Origin of the sequence: Bradyrhizobium sp. CCBAU 53421, from assembly GCF_015291625.1 — a bacterium.
Taxonomy (GTDB): domain Bacteria; phylum Pseudomonadota; class Alphaproteobacteria; order Rhizobiales; family Xanthobacteraceae; genus Bradyrhizobium.
Genome location: NZ_CP030047.1, coordinates 7962283 through 7980462 on the forward strand (window position 1 = coordinate 7962283; position 18180 = coordinate 7980462).

Here is an 18180-nt window from a genome sequence, read left to right on the forward strand (position 1 = left end):
GTGCGTCTTGAGATACCTTGACGCGCGCGCCACCGACGCCGCAAGGCGAGCCGTCGTCGCAGTCTTAACTAGCCTCGTCCGACGAACGGCATCTTGGTTGCCATCACCGTCATGAACAGCACGTTAGCCTCCAGCGGCAGCGTCGCCATATAGACCACGGCGTCTCCAACCAGCTTCGTATCCATGCGCGGCTCGGGGACCTTGCGGCCGTCGGGCTGCAAGACGCCATCGAGCATGGGCTCGGTCATCGTGGTTGCGGCATTGCCGATGTCGATCTGCCCGACCGCGATATCATACATGCGGCCGTCCAGGTTGGAAGCTTTGGTGAGGCCGGTGATGGCGTGCTTGGTCGCAGTGTAGGCCGAGGAAAACGGCCGCGGCGCGTGCGCGGAGATCGAGCCGTTATTGATGATACGGCCCCCGCGCGGCGTCTGGTCCTTCATGATGCGGAAGGCGTGCTGGGTACAAAGGAAGGGACCGGTGAGGTTGGTATTCACCGCGGCCTGCCACTGCGAAAGCGGCAGATCCTCGAAATTCACCGGCGGGGCACTCACGCCGGCATTGTTGAAGAGCACGTCAAGCCGGCCATAGGTCGCTTTCACTCGCTCGAACAGCGCGGCGATCGAGTCCGGGCTTGCCATGTCCGCGGTCACGACCAGACTTTGGCCGAGATGCTGGCCGAGCTTTTGCGTTTCCTCCAACATCTCCGGGCGACGGCCGACGAGAACGACTGTAAAGCCGGCTCCCATCAGAGCCAACGACGTCGCACGTCCAACGCCGGTGCCTGCGCCGGTCACCATTGCGATCTTCTTGGTTGCTTCAGTCATGGCCTCTCTCTGCTTTCGGCGTTTGTCTTTGCTTTGAAGGAGATCGCTACAGCATGCATCCTGCCCCGGCGCGCTGCGGACCAGCACGAGCGCACCGAGGGAATCATGTCCACCAGGTTGGATCCGCTGATTTGATCCGATCGCCTTGATCGGATTGGCGATAATGCTTCAAGCGCGACGAATCGTCTGTGGCCGATCCAGGCAAGCGCGACCGATTCACCTACGCTAATACGAAGCATCTCTTGCATTTCGAATTGGCGGAGCCGCTGCTTTCCGCTCGCCGAATCCCGTGTTCCGATCAGGTACTCGCCACCCTCATGTCTTGCTCGTGGCGCAGATCCGCGACAAGGCATCAGTCTTCTATGCTGCCCATCACCGCAAGGGGGAGTTTGACAGCTCGCAGGCCTCCGGCGGGCATGCCGGAGGCCTACAGGAGGTCAACTCAGGAGATATCCATGATTGCCGGCTTGACTCAGTCTCAAAAGTTGCGCTGAGCCCAGAGCTGGAGTGCGAAGCTGCCCTGGTCCTTCAGCTCGTAGAGGCCAGCTGGCTTGCCGATCCCCGATTGCAGCGGCAGGACCACGGTGCTTCCGCCCGCGTACTTCTGGTCCAGCAAGCCGTAGGAAAGCTCCGCTCCGAAGGTCAGATTCTTGACCGGCGTCCAGGTGGTTTTTGTGCCGACAATCGCATAGTTGAAGTCGGGATTGCAGCCGTTAAGACCACTCGACAGTGCAAGAGTCGCTACGAACGCACCGCAGATGTAGCCCTTGGCAGTGCCATTATAACGCACCGCGCCAATGCCGCCGAACACACTGGTGGCCCAATAAGCATCCCAGTTGTGGTTATAGGCACCGTTGGCGCCGAACGTCGTGGTTAACTCCTGCCCCGAGCCCGCGATGAACACAGAGTCGGAAATTCCGCCAATTCCGAGGCTCTGATACGCGCCCGGCAGGTTGGTCCCGCTGTACCTAGCATAGGTAGTGAACATATAGGGGTTGAAGACATAACGGCTTGCACCGTTGGCGTAGACTGCGGTCAAGTTGATCGAGTCACCCGGACCGGTCGGGATGTTCTTGATGGACAATCCAAGCTGGGCAGCCCAACCCCATTTGTCGTCCGGATGGCCGGTCAACTCAGTCCCCCCGTAATAGGCTGCATGATTGTCATGCGCCGCGAACGATGCTTGGAACAGACCCCAGGACTGGTCGACGCGAAGCGCTGCGACGAAGTCAGGAGAGACGGTACCGGCGATGTCGTTGCCACCGTAAGTGCCGGTTGCGAGGCCGGCAGCGCTCGCCGCACTCACGTTCCAGACGTTGGTTGTGCTGTGCTGGACCTGATCTTCAGCCGATACGGAGAAGGTGATGCCCTGACCGAAGTCAGCAGTGTAGGCCACCTGGTTGACCTGGTCAAAGCCGGTACTTCCCGGCAATTCGCTGAAGTTGCCCGGATATTCCATCCAGGGCGTGGCGAACTGCGAGGCCACCTTACCGAAGGTGAAGCCGGCAAACTGAATAAAGGCGTTCCAGACGCCGACCGTACCGCCAGCAATGGCGCCCGGGTTGGCGTTGTTTGGCGCCGACACGCCACCGATCGACTGATAGACGGTCGAGCCGTTACCGAGCCCGCTATAGGTCCCCGTCGTCCATTGAAATACGCCCGTAAAGAAGGTGCGGACCGTGCCGTACTCCGATGCAGTGCGCGTATCGATGTTGACGAGCTCACGGGCGCGGTACGTATAATAATTGGTGAAGCGGTTCGCGGCTCCGCCCGCACCAGAATCGGGATTGACCCCGACGGCATTGGTGTTGAACGCCGCCCAGGCACGCGTATAACCACCCAGCTTGATACACGTGTCGGTACCTGGGATGTAATAGAAGCCCGGTCCATACAGCGAACAGACCTTAACGTACTCGATCGCCTTTGCTTTCACCGGCATATCCGCGGCCTGCGCCGCGAAGGGGATCAGGCCTACGGCCGAACTGAGCAAAAGGCTCTTCGTAACCTTCATGATAGTCCTCCAAAATGTTCACCCCCGAAGCGCCTGATCGCTCCCCAGAGAGACCAGGCACCTCCGCCCCCAAGCATTCTCGACTTGCAGGGCACCGCAGACAGATCACCCGACAAGATCCAGCGACGTGGCAGCGCGGACGACTCCGCCGCTTGCTTTAATCAGGTTGCCAGATTGCCTTGCGAAAGGTGGAACAAAGTCGGTGCGAAACGGACCGCCACGCGAAGGCGCCCGACCAAAGTGTTACATTAGCGTCACAATGGTACGTTTCGTACCAAACAGCGCCTAACTCCGCCGAAGCAACGGACTACGTCCCACAATTAGATACCCACCAGTCTCGAGCGGATCGGCATAGTGGTTCATCCTAGCCGGGAAGCGAAACGTGACGCACCGCATACGTCATCTCAATTGCGCTCATGAACATTTTGCGTTCTGAGAAAGGCAATCCCCTCGTTACAATATCCCGTCACCAGGAACCCGATCAAGGCAGCGGACGAATTGCGGCCAGACTGAGCGCTAGACATTGATCTACCAAGTCCCTGCTCGTGACTTGCAGGCTGTATCGACCGCGCTCTCAAGGGGGCTGGCAGGTAAGCTGCGAATGACGGTAAAGGCCGCGGGTCGACAAAGTGGATCGATGTCATGTCAAGTCAAGTCTAAAACGAGCAGGCTCGGGCAAGCAACGCAAATCCGACCGCGGTCGGTCCGAGCAAGTTGCAGGAGACAAGGTCATGATTGCCCATCAATGGCCTCCGTTGCGGCCAGTACCCGTTCGACGGTGGCCGCTACGTTTCGCGTTAGCGATCAGCAGATATTTGCAGAATCGGGCGCAGAATTCCTGCCACTTCGAAAAGAAGTTGCACTTCTCCAGCACGGTGAAAGGATACATCGCTGTATTCCAGCCTGAGTTATCGCGTAGGTGTGTGACATCTACAACCGCAATGCGACGAATCCGATCTAGTCCCAAGCGCCCGTCCCGTGCGGCGAGCGCACCGAATGGCAAGCACCACACGCTGTCCCCGCAACTTCCGGAAGCGCCTTGTGAAATGCAACGATAGCTAATCCTTCGATGCTTTATTGCAGTTATTATCTTGATGGCGCCCCACAGCGATCACGTTGCGCTGGGAAACAACGCGCTCTGACCGACGACTTCGCCTTAGCGGCAGCTTATGGTGTGACATGGTTATCATCTGGAGCATTTATCTCGTAGGCAGGACCATGAGAGCCCTTCGTTGGCTGTTGGCCCGATCATCGCAGTCATCGGATTGAACTGGTCATTTTGTGGAATCGGATGTGTGGGGATCGGATATTCGCGTGAGCTCCGGTAGATCATCGCTCGCTGCGAAATAGCCGAGCAACAACTTCACCTCTGTCCCTAGCCAAAGCGTACCGACACTCGAATATTGGAAGTCTGCAGGCGGTCCCGATCGGCCAGGAGCAGGCCGCAGCCTCGCTCGGACTGAGTTTCTGGCGCTCGATGCAGCACGTGATCCTGCCCCATGCGTTGCGGATGGTGATCCCAGGGCTAGTCAACCCGGCGATCGACTTCCTGCTCGCCACCTCGCTTTTTGCCTTGATCCGTATCATCGACATTCTCAATGCCGCCAACGCGGCAGCGAGCGATCCCAACCGGCTTGGATTCTACAAGAAAGCGTTTTCGACGCTCGCCCCGATCTCTTTTGCAATCGGCTATGGCCACTCCCGCTACAGCCTTTGGCTCGAAAACCGGCTTAGTCGCGCCGGCCAGCATTGAGTCCAGCGCGCAGCAGTCTCCTACCCTGTCGCGGCGCTTCCACTCCGGACTTGCTTGCTTGGGCTTCGCGTGTCGCGAGCTTCGGCCAGTTCCACCGGCCGTTCGGCATGGCGCGGAGATTGTCCGGTCTCGCGGCCTGTTCGCAGCGAAGCGAGCAGCAAACTTCCCTGATCGCAGCCTCAAAACAGAGTGTGCAGGGGACCAAAATAACGATGATAAAAATCCAGGAACCGCGGCGCTTCCTTGGATGGATCGAGTCGCAGATCGGGGCAACGTGTGATCAGAGCCTTGAGGCTCTCGCGGACTTCAAGCCGCGCCAGATGCATACCCACGCAGACCCGCGGGCCGACGTTGAAGGCCAGATGATCGGTCAGACGCGGCCGTCCCAAATCGACCATATGCGGGCATCCATAGTGATCGGAATCCCGATTTGCCGCCGCGTGAACGAGGCAAATCGTATCATCCTTCTTGATTGTCGCGTCACCGAGCGACACGTCGCGATTGGCAACCCTGTAGCGAAATTGAACCGACCCTAGGAGCCGGAACGTCTCTTCGACAAATGCATTGAGGGCGCCGTCCTGATCGCTTGTGACCGCCTCGCGCACGGCAGAGTTCGCCAAGAGGAGGTAGATGGCGTTAGCCGTGGCATTGGCGGTGTTCTCGCCGGCGCCGAGGGCCAGCTCTCTTACAACGCCCAGCACATCCTCCACTTCGACCTCGCCGCAATCCTTCTCGGCTTGAGACCACACCAGGCTGACGAAATCGCTCCCGCGATTGTGCCTTCGCTCAAGGATGTGGGGCAGCAGGATGGCGTTCAATTCCTTGCATGCGAGCTTTGCCTTCCTGGTCAACTCCTCGCCGAAATACTTCATGCCGATCCAGGCAACAATGTCCCGATGCCAGCCAGCCATGTCATTGAGAAGCGCGTCGTCCTGCCATGGAAGTCCGAACAGGCTTGCCATGACCTTACCGGTTATCGGCTCGCAAAACTGCGACACGAGCTCGACACTTCCTTCGTCGGCGAACCGGTCGATTGTCTCGTTGATGATTGGCAGGATGTGCTGGTCGCGATATCTTGGCATGGCCGACGGCGCGAGAAGCTTGAGGTAGACCCGCCGCATACGCGCGTGCCTCTCCCCAACAAGCGCCGACAGACCTTCACCTCCCCTGATCTCGAATACAAGCGGAGGCGCGTCAGCGTAAGTAATTCGATAGGTACCCTCGTCCGACTCGACCTGCTTGCAAAGATCGTAAGTCAGCACGAGCCAACAATTCATGCCTTGATCCCAGACGACCCGTCCCTTCTTGCGCAGTAAATCATAGGCTGGAAAGGGATCCTGACCTGCGAGTGCCAGCATGGACCACTCTGCGGAAGTCTGAGGAACGGAGGCAACGCTCATGTCAATGTCGATCCTCTCAACGTTCGGGAGCTCATAAAAAAATATACCCGGCATACCATCACCGGTCAACGCCAGGTTGCCATCGTTCTCGCCCGAAGATTCTCAAGATTTAGGACGCCACCGCTTCGGACAGTCACCGCCGGGCAAATGCGATTCGCTCTGCCTGCGATCACCGCGCCCTTTCTTGCCTCGGGTCGACCGCATCGCACCAGGCATGGCAGTGGCCTGCTGCGCGAAATTGACCGAGCCAAGACGATAGAACTTGCAGTGCCGGCATCTCTACCGGCACCTCGTTTCGCTCGTGGGGCGAACGCGCCGCTCATTGGGCCGTCTACGCGGGCGCGCCAACGACCACGGTGCGCACTATCGGACCTTTACGGCGGCCTGGGAAAGCTGGATGGGCTCAATGGTAATTTGTGCCACAGAGCTCTTTTGCAGTTATGGACTGCGCTGTGATGTCCTCACCGCCTAGACTATATTTCGTCAAGATCGTCTTTACGGTTCCGTCGGCCTGCCGCTGGGCCAGTTTCTGATTGAACAGATCTCGAAACTCGTTGTCCTCGGGGCGAAATTCAAACGCGCCATAGTCCTTCTTTTCCCGACCATTGATGACCAGCCCCGTGAACGGCGTTGCCCGTTCGATCCCGGTGACATTGGGGTCTCTGAGAATGCCTACGGTAGATCCAGTCGCAAAAAGGGCAGCATCAATGCGGTCGGCCAGCAGCGCCCCGAGAACGGCATCGTTGTCGGGAAACAGCTGAATTTGCTCCTTGGCTACCCCGGCGGCTATGGCGTTCGGGGCAGTTGAGGCGCCACGCAGTTCCCCGACGCGGGTACTTGGCCGCTTTGCGATGTCCTCGTAACTGTGAAGGTTGAGCGGATTTCCCTTCTTCACGAGGATCGAATCCCCGCCGGTATGAAATGGGTTGGAAAAGCTGACCTGTGCACAGCGAGCAGGGGTGATCACCATTCCGGAGGCAACGACATCGATTCTTCGCGACAGAAGACTAGGGATGAGTGCGCCAAAATCCATCACAACAAAATCGACCTTCTTGACACCAAGCGATTCTGCCGTGGCTTTGAGCACGTCCGGATAAAGACCGGAGACGTCGCCATCATCCGTCTTGATCCCCCAGGGAAACTTGTTGTGTACGCCAATCGTCAGCTTGCCTTCACTCGCAACTTTTTCCTTCAGAGTTTCCGCGCCGGCTTTTAACGCCGTACCCCCAAAAATGACGAGTGCGATGGCACCAACAAATGCAGCGCCGGACAAAATCCCTTGTACTCTCATCGGCCCCTCGGTTTGGTAGTTTGACAACGACCCTATCTGCGCGACCTCTACTCCAAGCAATGTTTCGAGATGAGGTCGCGGCGATTAATCAGACATGCACGGGTAACTAGGTCACTCAGGCCATTTTGGCCGCTCCGTCGCGCTTTCAGTTCCGCCGGGCCCCCGAACGGCGGGTTGGAAACCAGCTTCGCGGCGTAACAAGTCCATACGCCTCGCAAACCTCGCGACCGCCGGCACGTGAAGCACGCCCGTCAAGTGAGCCTCTAACGTTTAGTTAATGATATACCCGGTATACAAAGCTGGTCAAGACCGTCCCCCAATGATGTCCGGCGGTGAGGGGAGGCCGAACGGCGGAGGCCTGCTCTGGAGGCTGCTGGCTCAAGGAAGCCCGAACAAACCAGGTGAAGCCTGGCCGCAGACCGCAGTTCGGCAACTCGATCCGTGCCCGGTATAGTTGAACCCGCTCTAGGCCACGGTCTCTAATTCTCCGAAGATCAGGTGCGCGCGCGTTCACCAGTCTGGGCGGTACCGACTTGTAAGCGCGGCTATGCCTCCAACGCCGAGCTGCGGCCGTCATGAAATCGAAATACGAAGTACTTTTCCTCCTTCGACTCTTCCGATTTAAAGGAAGTTCAATCCGGTATCCGTTGCGCGAGGTCAGCTGCTTACGAAGATGCGCGGCAACTCTTCGCGCGATTGCATCAAGTCCGACAGCACCCTCTGTGCCAGCGTGTAAAGAAGCCGCCGGTCTGAAGACCGGGCGGCTAAGTCAAGGGAGGAAACGCCCGTAGGGGCAAGGGTAGCAAGGCTACTGCTTCGCACCGCAGACCACTTCGGCGGATCTGGGTGAACCTCCTCCGAATTGATGGACACCTGTAGTAGGCTCGAAGAGCCAGGAGGTGTCAGATGGAAGGACGTCAACGTCGGTCGTTTACGGACGACTACAAGCGGCAAGCGGTTGACCTCGTAGCGTCGAGCGGGCGCTCGATCGGATCTGTGGCCAAGGAGCTTGGCCTGCGCGATTCCGTGCTGCGGCGGTGGGTGGAGCAGCGAGGGGCCCGGCCGGAGCCGACGGCGGCGGCGCGGCGCCCCCCAACGCAGGCGACGCTGCCGTCGGCGGACCACGCGGCAGAGATCGCGCGTTTGCAGCGAGAGAACGAGCGGCTGCGCATGGAGCGCGATATTTTAAAAAAGTCGATCGCGATCTTTGCTGGAACACGGACATGAGATTCCGCTTCATCGAAGATCGCCGCGCCGATTATCCGGTGACGCTCCTGTGCGACGTGCTCGGCGTCTCGCCGGCCGGCTATTATGCCTGGCGCTCGCGCCCGGAGAGCCGACGATCTGCCGCCAATCGTGACCTCGTCGACGACATCAGGCGGGTCCACCGCGACACCCGCGGGCGTTATGGAAGCCCGCGTATCCATGTCGAGTTGAAGGCGCAGGGCCGCGGGGCGAGCCGTGGTCGTATCGAGCGGTTGATGCGGCGTCACGGCATCAGGGCCATCATGGCGCGGCCACGTCGGGTGCGGACCACCGACAGCCGCCACGACCTGCCGATCGCCCCGAATCTGCTCGACCGCAACTTCATCGCCACTGCTCCGAACCAGATCTGGCTCGCCGATATCACCTACATCGAGACCAATCAGGGCTGGCTCTATCTGGCCGCCGTCATGGATCTGTATAGCCGCAGGATTGTCGGCTGGGCGATGGCGGATCATTTGCGCGCCGAACTGCCCTTGGCGGCCTTGCGGATGGCGATCTCGGCGCAGCGGCCAAGTGCCGGCCTGATCCACCATTCGCCGAGGCCGGAGTAAGGACCGCTCCTTCGCTGGGGAAACGATATGAACGCTCGTGGCGCAGCTTGGGAAATCTGCGAGACGCTACCGCGTTCACGACAAAGGTCCCTGACCTGCGGAACAATCAACGATCGCCACGGCGTGCCTGCCGCCATCATCCGGCGCGGACAGCCGTGGCATCGAGGTATAAGCCAGGCCCCCCATCTGGATGGCTTATGAATTGTTTGGACGCCTCACAGCCGACCTCGGCCGTGACTTCCACATGGACCTTGCGGACGTACTTCGCAACAAACAGAAAAGCCGTGCGTTACCTCGCGCGGCCGAAGCGTAGAAAAAGCGCCGATGGGGACAGCAATCCGGCCCGGCGACGTCTATATTGACCGGCATGAAGCCCATTTCATCCCTCCGCTGGGACGCCCTGGCCGGGTACGCTCGCGACCCGAAGACGCTGTTTATGGCCGAAGAAGTCGGCTGGTACGAGCACGCACAGGAGCGCGTCGTCGGGCTGCTGATCCGGGATTACGAAGACAATGATTATGCCGGCGTTGTCTTCGGACGCGACAAGAAGCTGCGCTTTCGTTGCGTCTGGATCACCGGCTTCGATTCCCGGCGCCGCCACACCGAGGTGGCGCTCCGGCGTGAGATGGAACGCGCAGCGGCTGAAGACGACGCCGACTATCACCAAGGCGATGAGACCGGCAAGCCGGTTGATTTCTTCACCGCTGTCGTGCCTGAGGCGCGGCTAAATCCGAGCTTCGTCAAGCTGCGCGACGAGGAAGCGTTCTCCGCCGCGCGCGGCATCATCGAGCCGATGATGCGCTGGTATGAAGACGCTGACGGCAATTTCGTCGAGCAGTTTCAGACCACCGGCTTCGATGCAAGAATCTGGGAACTGTATCTATTCGCCGCTTTTCGAGAGATGAATTTTGGCATCGATCGCAGCCACGCCATACCGGATTTCGAATGTGAGAACCCGTTGGCGCGGTTTGCGGTCGAAGCAACAACCGTCAATCCGTCGCAAAGCGCAACGGGCGCGCCCCTGGCCGAACCGCCGCTCGATACGGCCGATCAGGTGCGGGCCTATCTCGATGGCTACATGCCGATCAAGTTCGGTAGCGCTCTTAAATCAAAGCTCGATAAGAAATATTGGCAGAAGCCTCATCTGGCCGACGTGTCGCTAATGTTCGCCATTCAGGATTTTTCGGCTCCGCCCTCCATGATCTATACGCGGTCCGCCTTCGAGCATTACATCGCCGGCTACAAATACGATTGGGATCGCGACGAGAACGGACAGGTGAGAATTCATCCGCGGAAGATCGGGACGCATCGATGGGGCACAAAGGAGATTCCTTCAGGTTTTTTTGAACTGCCTGGAACGGAGAATATTGCGGCGATTGCATTTTCAAACAGCGGCACGATCTCGAAATTTAACAGAATGGGGTTGCTCGCCGGGTTCGGATCGAAACGCCTCAGGCTTGTCCGCCAAGGCACGGCCGTAGATCACGATCCGAATGCCACGGAGCCGTTAGCATTCAAGCGTCTCGTGAACGACCCAGGCTATTCCGAGACATGGGTGGAAGGTCTCGATTTCTGGCACAATTCGAAGGCCTTGCATCCAATCGACCCGGTCGTTTTGCCCGGTGCCGCCCATCATCTGATTGGCGCGAATGGTCAGGTCCAGCATCGCGTTCCTGACTGGCATCCGCTGGGATCGGTGACACTGCACTGGCTAGACCATTCGGACGAACAGGCCGAACCAAAAGCATGATTCCCCATGCGGCGCTTTATTTGCTGCGCTCGCCAGATTTCATCGAGACAGAGGGCCGGATCGTCGGTCCTGTTCATCGGCAAAAGGCCCCTCCATGATCCGACGCAGATCGCCAGATCTCGCAGCTCGTTAATCCAGACCGCAAGTTTGGTTGGTTCGTCGAGCCTGCCTAGCTACATCGTCGGAGAGGTCGTACGTGTGCTTGAGGATGGCAGGTCCTGCCACCAGCCGCGTCGGCAGCGGCGGCCGGCCCGGCTTGTTCTCGTAGACCGCGCCGAACCGCTCTTCGAGAAACGACCAATCGATCGTCCGCGAAAGCTTCACCAGGGTATGGTCCATGTCGATCATCGCATCCGGCCGCGGGCGTAGAAGGTCGGCCAGTCTGCTGTCCCGTTGCTCGTTGGGCCGCATCGTTCCTTTCCTATGCAACCACGGGATGAAGACGCGCGATTTGAAAGGAATCGCAAAAATGAAATTGCAAGCTTTTGCGCCTTCGGAGCCAAAACGCTTGCAATCTGAAACATCGCTCCGCTCCAAAAAGCGACTCCCGCTCGATCGCTTGGGCATCATTTCCGATACGCTCGTCGCTGACGTTGCCCAACCAATCTACGTTGGTTCTGGCGGCGGATGGCTAGTGGAGCTATTTTGCACACCTGCCAAAAGATGCGCCGTCTCTAGAACCCAGCCATGAGGATGGTCAAATTTCCTTGGTCGGAAATCAGACCTCCGCGTTGAGGGGCCAGAGAGGTTTCAAGTCGCAAGGATTTGCCAACCATAGATGCTTTCCGATCCGTCCGCTAACCAATCGAAAATTGATCCGCCTCATGTTCGCGTCTCAAAGTCGAATGGGAAGAATCAAACATGACGGGATCGGCAATTCTGGAAAACGTGCGTCGCTACCGCGCAATAGCTTCGCTATGCCGTCAAGCAGCAGCATTCCGCCCGATCCAACGAATCTCATTACTGACACAGGCCGACGAATGGGAGCAGCGAGCGGTTAATGAGATCGAAGAATACTTCGACGCCCAAGGCTGTCCGACAACACCTCAGCTCTCCAGCAGTCAATTGACCCAGAGCTCGGCGCGAAAGCCGGATAGACTTGGCGCGTCAGGGGGACAATGTCGCCTAGTTGGCGCTTCCCGAACATGAAACAGATCCAGAAGCCGGCTAATGCCGCTGCAGTCGGCAAAAGCGCCCTCCGCGAGGCACGCCATCGGAACCGCCGACTAGCCCGACACCTGCTGGGTTTCGCTCCTACGGGACGAATGCGCCGACGCCGCTCACGCCCAAAGGCCGATCCAGTTACGCAAACTGTCCGAGTTCGGCCCCACTTTGGCGGATCTGCTGCAGCCGCCGCAGGCGGATCGTAGAAATTCAGAAGGCGGATGGCACGCGCTTCTACGTAGCAGACACTATCTGGCGGCCGGTCAGTCAGCGCCTGCTGGACAACACCTGAACGGAGCGCACAGGTCGCCGCGAGAAAGATGCTTGCTGGCCGTCGTTCGAATAGTCGCGCCGGCGCGCCAATCGATGTCTCTTGCGTTGGTCGAGCAAGCCGTCGACGGCGGGCTACCCTGGCTGAGATCGAAAGCGCGCTGCAACATCGAAGTCGGCGCCATCGACCCAAGGCGATGCCCGTCATCCTGACGACGCCCGACGAAGTGGAGACTTGGCTGACCGCGGCGGCCGACGAAGCTCTTGAAGCTACAGCGGCCGCTGACCGACGGCGAGCTCCGGATCGTCGACCGGCGTGGCTCTGGCCAATGTGATCCGGATCGCGCCTCACAAGGTCCAGCGCCGTTGATCTTGCCGGCGCGCCTTGCGCGGCAAGCGTCGTCATCTTCGATCACGTAGGACTGGCGCACCGGGCTCTCCCCAAGCCCGTCGGAGGCGCGCAATCATGCGTCGCTGCATTAAGGCTGTCTGTGCCTGGCCAAGCGCGGCCCTCAAAATTACAACGTACCGCGAAGCCGTAGCCATCCTGGGCTGTCGCCGGCCCGACGCTATTAGTGACGATCGTACTTCTCAAGGTCACACACGAAGATGGATTTGCACGACTCATTGTCGGAGCGTCGACAATGTAGGAGATCAGACAACGTGCCATGAGGGCGATCGCGTTGCTTCGACACCGCTTTCGCATTTTGGCATAGCACCTGCAAGACCATCCGCAAAAGGCGTTGCGTCATCGATGAACTCATCTCTTGGCCGGCCATGACGAACCTTCCGGGTGTAACAGACAAGGACTGCGCCTCGGCCGGCCGGGCCGTGTGCGCGCAAAACTGAGCTGCGCCAATGCAGTCGCGCCGTGGGAAACGAACTACTTGCCGTGGAACGATATTGGATCGCAATAGCGCAAGGCACGGTAATCGTCGACGTCCGTGCCGCGACGCATCAATCCGTCAAGGTTCGCCAACAATGCTTGGCCACCTAAATCGGAGAAGAGCCCATGCTAATCAATCAAGGAGATGTCCCCAGTCTCACGGCAAAGTTCCGGTGGGGACACGCAGCGATCTCGCATGTCTTGTCCAAGTTCGGCAATGAACCGGAGGTTTGTCCACAATTTCCCTGCTTTTTCGGCCGGCGAGCTGTCAAGCGCGGCAATCTGCGCTTTCTCCTCATTCCATATGATCTCGAACGACTAGGGTACGAGCTTGATCTTCTGGTTTGCGGCTTACGCGCATACATCGAGGATATTGACATCGATGCTCTCGACATCAAGCGCCACCGTCCATTACTCGTTCTTTTTGAGCCGATCGATACCCTTACGACCGCGGGTCAGTTTAAGCAGGTCTTCATCGAAGCGATGCAGCTTCTCATCGAAGAAGATCGGCATCCCTGGCCTACGCACGTGCCCAAGGATCCGGCGCATCCGAAGTGGACGATGTGCTTTCACGGCTGCGAACTCTTCGTAAATGTCAGTCATCCATCCCACGCTCTTCGCAGAAGCCGAAACATGGGAGCCGGCTTGGCTTTCGTTGTCAATCCACGCAAGATCTTCGACATCGCAGCTCCAGCCGATCGACGAGGCAGAGCTGTTACGGCAAAGATCCGACAAAACATCGACGCCTACGATCACGTCGCCCATAGTCCGCTGCTGGGATCATACCTTCTAGGGGAAGCGCAGTGGCCTCAATACATGATCCCTGACAACAATGAGGATGCACCCCTTGAGTGCCCTCTGCACTTCAAGTGACCGGCGAGGCCGCAACGGCTCGCTCGCCCTGGATTGCGCCGTCATCCAGTCATCCGGCGAGTCATGCTTCGCTCTTCTATCCGGATGGCAGCCAGGGCAGGCTCCAACGGCTTGTCGTCGGGAACCCTACCGATGGTGCCTCTTACTCCCAGACAGACGATCAGTGGATTTTTCCGCCGAGGCCAGGATGAAAGATGAGAGCCAGAGCGGAATTAAGGGACACCTGGAGCTTAGCTCAGGGATTTTGCTCGTCGTTTCGGTCATTCTTGGATCCGGCATACTCGTGCTGCCCGGAATGGTGTTCGAAAGAATTGGCAGTGATGGCATATACGCCTGGCTCGCGTGCTCCCTGCTCACGACGCCGATTTTGGCGACGATGGTGATGTTAGGCAGGGCCTATCCAAGCGCAGGCGGCGTTGCATACTATGCCAAGCTCGCTTTTGGTCAGTACTTCGAGTTGCTGGTGGCGTTGCTGTTTCTCGGAGCTGCAATGCTGGGCTTACCATCGATCGCAATCGTGGGGGCGGCTTACCTACAGAAGCTGATTGGCACCAGCGTCGACATTCATCTGCTCGCCGTACTGTTTATCCTGCTTTGCGGCTTCCTTGCCCTGTCCGGTGGCAAGTCGCTCTCGAGGGTCGTGAGGCTGGTGGGCGGTTCGTCGTTATTCCTTCTAATAGGCGTACTCTTTGTCTTAATCGTGCTGGCAGTCCGCGCCAATGGCGCCGGATTCAGTCGACCCGCAAGTTTCTCGTCGATCGTGGGTCAGATTCCGCTGATCTTTTTCTCCTTCACTGGCTGGGAAATCGTCTCGCATTTGGCTGCGGACTTTCGGACTCCTGGAAAGACTTTAGGACGCGCAATGGTCTGCTCGTTCTTTGTTGTCTTTTGCGTATACATCGGCAGCGCTGCGCTCGTGCATGTTGCCGATATCAAGTCGAACTTCAACACGCCAATATTGCAAGCCGCAGTGCAGATTGCGCCAGCGGCGCCGGGCTGGCTGGTTGCCCTGCTTGGAGTATTGTTGATCGCTGCCAATCTGTTCGGATCAGTTGTGGCTGTCTCGCGGCTCATTCTTTACCTTTCCGGTCGCCGCGTCCTTTCCGCCGGTCTCAGTTACGTGCGCAATGGAGCACCTCGCAACAGTGTCTATTTTGTCGCTGTGTCGCTCACCCTAATCGTTGCTTGCGACTGGATCGAGCTGCTCGATATCGAGATAATGTTTCGCTTGGCTGCCATGAATTTTCTCGCCATCTACGTGATCTCGGCGATTGCCTTGGTCAGACTCCGGCAGCGCCTGTTTTCACGACTGCTTGCTGCCGCGGTTGTATGTCCATCAGCCCTGATCATGCTCAGCTCCGCGTATTCCCTTTCCTATGTCGCGTTGATAGCGCTTATGACCTACTTCCTTACACGCAACAATCGAACGAGATCGACATGAACCAGCTCTATATCGATGGGGTTTTCAGGACCATCTCGATCAAGGAGGGGTTGCTACCCGTGAAGGTCACACCATTCTATGAAAGGAAGATCAAGGAAGAAGTTGAGGCGTTGGGCAATCATCAGGGGCCGCTTCACCGAGTGTCCTTCCCGACGCAGGACAGAATCTCATTAAGGGCCCCCAACGAGGTGAAGGACTTTGTCGATGATCGGTCCAATGCCTGTGGCCGTTCTAACAGGACGTCAGCGGTCCGCAAGTATGCCAGCCGCGTGCTATTCCTAACCACATCGAAGTGCTTTGGTAACTGCCAGTATTGCTTCCGCTCGGCCGCACTTAACGAAAGCGTCGACGTCGACACGCGAACTGAGCAGGATGCAGATTTGCGGCATCTGATCGAATATCTCCATAGCCAGCCCGATGTAACTGAAGTGATCCTGTCAGGAGGAGATCCGTTAATCCTGCCGGCGTCCCAGCTATCGGCCATTATCGAGGGGATTCGGTCGGTTTCATCCGTAAAGTCAATCCGAATTCATACAAGGGCGATCGTGTATGAGCCGAGGGCTTTTACAGCGGAGAAGATTGATCTCCTTACACAGCATAAGCTTCGCCTTACCTTCCATATCGTGCACCCGTACGAAATCTGTGAGGAAGTGTCGGATAAGATTGCAGAGCTTCGACAGCACAAGCTGAGGCTCTACAATCAATTTCCTCTGTTGCGTAATACAAATGACCACCATGCGGTGCTTTATCGGCTCCTGGAAAAGCTCGACGAGATGGGCGTACGCAATCTCTCAATCTTCATTCCGGATCCCATTTACTATTCCGCAGCATTCCGTGTGCGTTTGAGCCGCATCTGGCGCATTTCTGATCGTCTCAATTTCATTTCACCATCATGGATCAATTCGACACGCTTTGTGTTCGACTCCCCTCGAGGTAAGGTAAGGCGAGAACATTATAGCAGAACGAATGACGACACTGATGTCGCCATCTTCATGCGAGACGGCGACCAAATTTCTTTTCCCGATTTTCCTGTGGCTCTTGATGTCCCCGGCAGGATCGAATTCATGCTGTGGAAGGAAAGCCGACCGTCCTAAAAGACGCGTGAGATGTTGATCTCTCCGCTCTAGTGGATTCGAGCACCGCATCATCAGGACCTTGAGGTGGAACGGAAGCCGGGTCTGCCGCCTTGGAGGTCGTCTGCGATTTTCGCGATTTATTTTCGGCTCTCGGGAGGCATGCCCCCCTGACCTAACGCCGCAACTCCTTCATCCGCAGCATCAACGTTCGCCCATTTCGGACCGTTCTGATCTGCGGGGCTGCTGCTCCCGGGTAGTTCAGAAGGGCAAACGTCGGCGGCCTCCCTCAACGCTTCCGTCCCGTTCGTCGTCAATGAATCCTTGGAGAACGGTGAGACTTGTAGAGGTGCCGACAACGCATTCTTTTTCGATGATGCAAAGGTTGCCGTCACTTGGGACCTGCAGACACTTCGTCCGGATCGACCTCCTCGGGAAGAAGTGGCTCCTCGCCGAACGGGCGATTGATGATGCTCAGCGCTTCGGTGGCCGCATAGACGCGGTTGCGCGAATAGCCAGTACGCTCGGCCAGAATGCCAACCTCTTCCAATTGAACGATCGCTGATGGACTTGCGGAGAACTGATCTCGAGGAGTTCGCCGAGCCGCTTGGCCGTCACGACTGGATAATTGTGAAGTTCGTCTAGGGCGCGCGCGGCCGCCGATCCCCTTCTGAATTTGCGGCGCTCCCTCCAAATGTTGGACAGTTCGGACAGCGCCTCACGGGTTCGGATGAGTTCGTCTACCGTAAGCGTAGCGCCGAGGCCCCTTGGATTGCTTGTGCGGAGTCTTGAGAGCACCGCTAGAAGAGTCATCTTCTGCAAGGGTGCTCATAATGGACGACCATTCTGACGACATAAGACGACGGTTTTCACCACGTATCGAAGTGTATGCTGGTGCAGGTTGCAAGCGCTGGCCGGACGATTTGAAGGCGCAGATTGCCGCCGAAAGCCTCGAGCCGGGTGCGGTTGTCACGGATGTCGCCCGTCGTCATGGCTGCCGGCCCCAGCAGGTGCATGACTGGCGGCGCCGTGCGCGGTTGGGCCAGTTGGTGCTGCCGGCGTCGGCGGACACGCTGTCGTTCGTGCCGGTGGTATCGGAATCGGCGTTGCCGGCGACCGCGGAACCCTCCGAGTCGCCGGAAGCCGCCGTTGTGACGATCGAGTTCCAAGGGGCGCGCGTAGAGGTGCGCGGGACGCCTGGCCTTGCTGTGCTGAGTGATGTGTTCCTAGCGCTCCGACGGACACGTTCATGCTGACAATGCCCGCGAGCCTCACGATTTACGTGGCGACGCAACCCGTGGACTTCAGGAAGGGAGGGCTTGGCCCTGCTGGCGAAAGAGACGCTGGGCCATGACCCGATGAAGGGCGTAGCGGTGGTCTTCCGTGCGAAGCGCCCCGCTCGAGTGAAGATTGTCGTCTGGGATGGCACCGGCCTTGCGATGTACTGGAAGCGGCTCGATGGCAGCGGCTTCAAATGGCCACCCATCGTGGCCGGCGTGATGCGGATGAATGCCGCCCAGTTGTCAGCGCTTCTGGCCGGCATGGATTGGACACGCATGCACGCGCCTCGAATCCCGCAGCCGAAAGCGCTTGCGTAAAAATACAAATCTTCGCTGCATCACGG

General features: G+C 58.3%; 13 protein-coding genes and 4 pseudogenes. 11 read left to right on the plus strand and 6 right to left on the minus strand.

What is annotated here, in order from left to right:
* Positions 1–68: 68 nt before the first annotated feature.
* Together XH92_RS37020 and XH92_RS37025 are read right to left on the minus strand one after the other, a co-directional pair.
* Positions 69–827 carry an SDR family oxidoreductase gene (locus XH92_RS37020; RefSeq protein ID WP_194461605.1) on the minus strand — a complete coding sequence of 253 codons (759 nt, stop codon included), beginning with the start codon at positions 825–827 and terminating at the stop codon, positions 69–71.
* A 478-nt stretch (positions 828–1305) separates the two neighbouring features.
* Positions 1306–2838, minus strand: a complete 1533-nt coding sequence (locus XH92_RS37025; RefSeq protein WP_194456477.1) for a porin — start codon at positions 2836–2838, stop codon at positions 1306–1308.
* Positions 2839–4264: 1426 nt separating this feature from the next.
* On the opposite strand from XH92_RS37025, the gene XH92_RS37030 reads away from it, so the two are divergent.
* Positions 4265–4591: a hypothetical protein gene (locus XH92_RS37030; RefSeq protein WP_371818109.1), complete on the plus strand. Its 327-nt coding sequence runs from the start codon at positions 4265–4267 to the stop codon at positions 4589–4591.
* A 179-nt stretch (positions 4592–4770) separates the two neighbouring features.
* Here the strand turns inward: XH92_RS37030 and XH92_RS37035 are convergent, their stop codons facing one another.
* Both XH92_RS37035 and ehuB read right to left on the minus strand, forming a co-directional pair.
* Complete coding sequence (locus XH92_RS37035; protein WP_194456478.1) at positions 4771–5949, minus strand: cytochrome P450; 1179 nt, start codon at positions 5947–5949, stop codon at positions 4771–4773.
* A gap of 445 nt (positions 5950–6394) precedes the next feature.
* Positions 6395–7282 carry an ectoine/hydroxyectoine ABC transporter substrate-binding protein EhuB gene (ehuB, locus tag XH92_RS37040; protein WP_194456479.1) on the minus strand — a complete coding sequence of 296 codons (888 nt, stop codon included), beginning with the start codon at positions 7280–7282 and terminating at the stop codon, positions 6395–6397.
* Between the two features lie 906 nt (positions 7283–8188).
* Between ehuB and XH92_RS44140 the strand changes: the two are divergent.
* The 3 genes and pseudogenes from XH92_RS44140 to XH92_RS37055 all read left to right on the plus strand — a co-directional run.
* Positions 8189–8392: pseudogene (locus XH92_RS44140) on the plus strand (transposase); the annotation flags it as partial.
* 57 nt (positions 8393–8449) lie between these two features.
* Positions 8450–9090: pseudogene (locus tag XH92_RS37050) on the plus strand (IS3 family transposase); the annotation flags it as partial.
* A gap of 367 nt (positions 9091–9457) precedes the next feature.
* Positions 9458–10849: a hypothetical protein gene (locus XH92_RS37055; protein WP_246787948.1), complete on the plus strand. Its 1392-nt coding sequence runs from the start codon at positions 9458–9460 to the stop codon at positions 10847–10849.
* 177 nt (positions 10850–11026) lie between these two features.
* On the opposite strand, the pseudogene XH92_RS43425 reads toward XH92_RS37055, so the two are convergent.
* Positions 11027–11260, minus strand: a pseudogene (locus XH92_RS43425) (IS5/IS1182 family transposase); the annotation flags it as partial.
* Positions 11261–11710: 450 nt separating this feature from the next.
* Between XH92_RS43425 and XH92_RS43430 the strand changes: the two are divergent.
* The 5 genes and pseudogenes from XH92_RS43430 (at position 11711) to XH92_RS37075 (ending at position 16577) form a co-directional block, all read left to right on the plus strand.
* The gene (locus tag XH92_RS43430; RefSeq protein WP_246787950.1) at positions 11711–11998 is read left to right on the plus strand and encodes a hypothetical protein; all 288 of its coding nucleotides are present in this window, start codon (positions 11711–11713) and stop codon (positions 11996–11998) included.
* Positions 11999–12448: 450 nt separating this feature from the next.
* Positions 12449–12703: pseudogene (locus tag XH92_RS43435) on the plus strand (hypothetical protein); the annotation flags it as partial.
* A gap of 592 nt (positions 12704–13295) precedes the next feature.
* Positions 13296–14042 carry a YqcI/YcgG family protein gene (locus XH92_RS37065; RefSeq protein WP_194456482.1) on the plus strand — a complete coding sequence of 249 codons (747 nt, stop codon included), beginning with the start codon at positions 13296–13298 and terminating at the stop codon, positions 14040–14042.
* 187 nt (positions 14043–14229) lie between these two features.
* A complete protein-coding gene (locus XH92_RS37070; protein WP_194456483.1) occupies positions 14230–15483 on the plus strand; it encodes an APC family permease in 1254 nt (417 codons plus the stop codon).
* Positions 15480–16577 carry a radical SAM protein gene (locus XH92_RS37075; RefSeq protein WP_194456484.1) on the plus strand — a complete coding sequence of 366 codons (1098 nt, stop codon included), beginning with the start codon at positions 15480–15482 and terminating at the stop codon, positions 16575–16577. The genes XH92_RS37070 and XH92_RS37075 overlap by 4 nt, the downstream gene beginning before the upstream one ends.
* Before the next feature lie 370 nt (positions 16578–16947).
* Here the strand turns inward: XH92_RS37075 and XH92_RS37080 are convergent, their stop codons facing one another.
* Positions 16948–17106 (minus strand): hypothetical protein, encoded by a 159-nt coding sequence (locus XH92_RS37080; protein WP_194456485.1) that lies wholly within the window; start codon positions 17104–17106, stop codon positions 16948–16950.
* A 283-nt stretch (positions 17107–17389) separates the two neighbouring features.
* Here XH92_RS37080 and XH92_RS37085 point away from each other — a divergent pair, with 283 nt between their 5' ends.
* Positions 17390–17812: a transposase gene (locus XH92_RS37085; protein ID WP_194456486.1), complete on the plus strand. Its 423-nt coding sequence runs from the start codon at positions 17390–17392 to the stop codon at positions 17810–17812.
* 63 nt (positions 17813–17875) lie between these two features.
* A complete protein-coding gene (gene tnpB, locus XH92_RS37090; RefSeq protein ID WP_194456487.1) occupies positions 17876–18154 on the plus strand; it encodes an IS66 family insertion sequence element accessory protein TnpB in 279 nt (92 codons plus the stop codon).
* Positions 18155–18180: the final 26 nt, after the last annotated feature.

Excerpts from the sequence above, each read along its gene's own strand:
- XH92_RS37020 (WP_194461605.1), bottom strand. The coding sequence starts at position 827 with ATGACTGAAGCAACCAAGAAGATCGCAATGGTGACCGGCGCAGGCACC.
- XH92_RS37025 (WP_194456477.1), bottom strand. The coding sequence starts at position 2,838 with ATGAAGGTTACGAAGAGCCTTTTGCTCAGTTCGGCCGTAGGCCTGATC.
- XH92_RS37035 (WP_194456478.1), bottom strand. The coding sequence starts at position 5,949 with ATGCTGGCACTCGCAGGTCAGGATCCCTTTCCAGCCTATGATTTACTG.
- ehuB (WP_194456479.1), bottom strand. The coding sequence starts at position 7,282 with ATGAGAGTACAAGGGATTTTGTCCGGCGCTGCATTTGTTGGTGCCATC.
- XH92_RS43430 (WP_246787950.1), top strand. The coding sequence starts at position 11,711 with ATGACGGGATCGGCAATTCTGGAAAACGTGCGTCGCTACCGCGCAATA.
- XH92_RS37065 (WP_194456482.1), top strand. The coding sequence starts at position 13,296 with ATGCTAATCAATCAAGGAGATGTCCCCAGTCTCACGGCAAAGTTCCGG.
- XH92_RS37070 (WP_194456483.1), top strand. The coding sequence starts at position 14,230 with ATGAAAGATGAGAGCCAGAGCGGAATTAAGGGACACCTGGAGCTTAGC.
- XH92_RS37075 (WP_194456484.1), top strand. The coding sequence starts at position 15,480 with ATGAACCAGCTCTATATCGATGGGGTTTTCAGGACCATCTCGATCAAG.
- XH92_RS37085 (WP_194456486.1), top strand. The coding sequence starts at position 17,390 with ATGGACGACCATTCTGACGACATAAGACGACGGTTTTCACCACGTATC.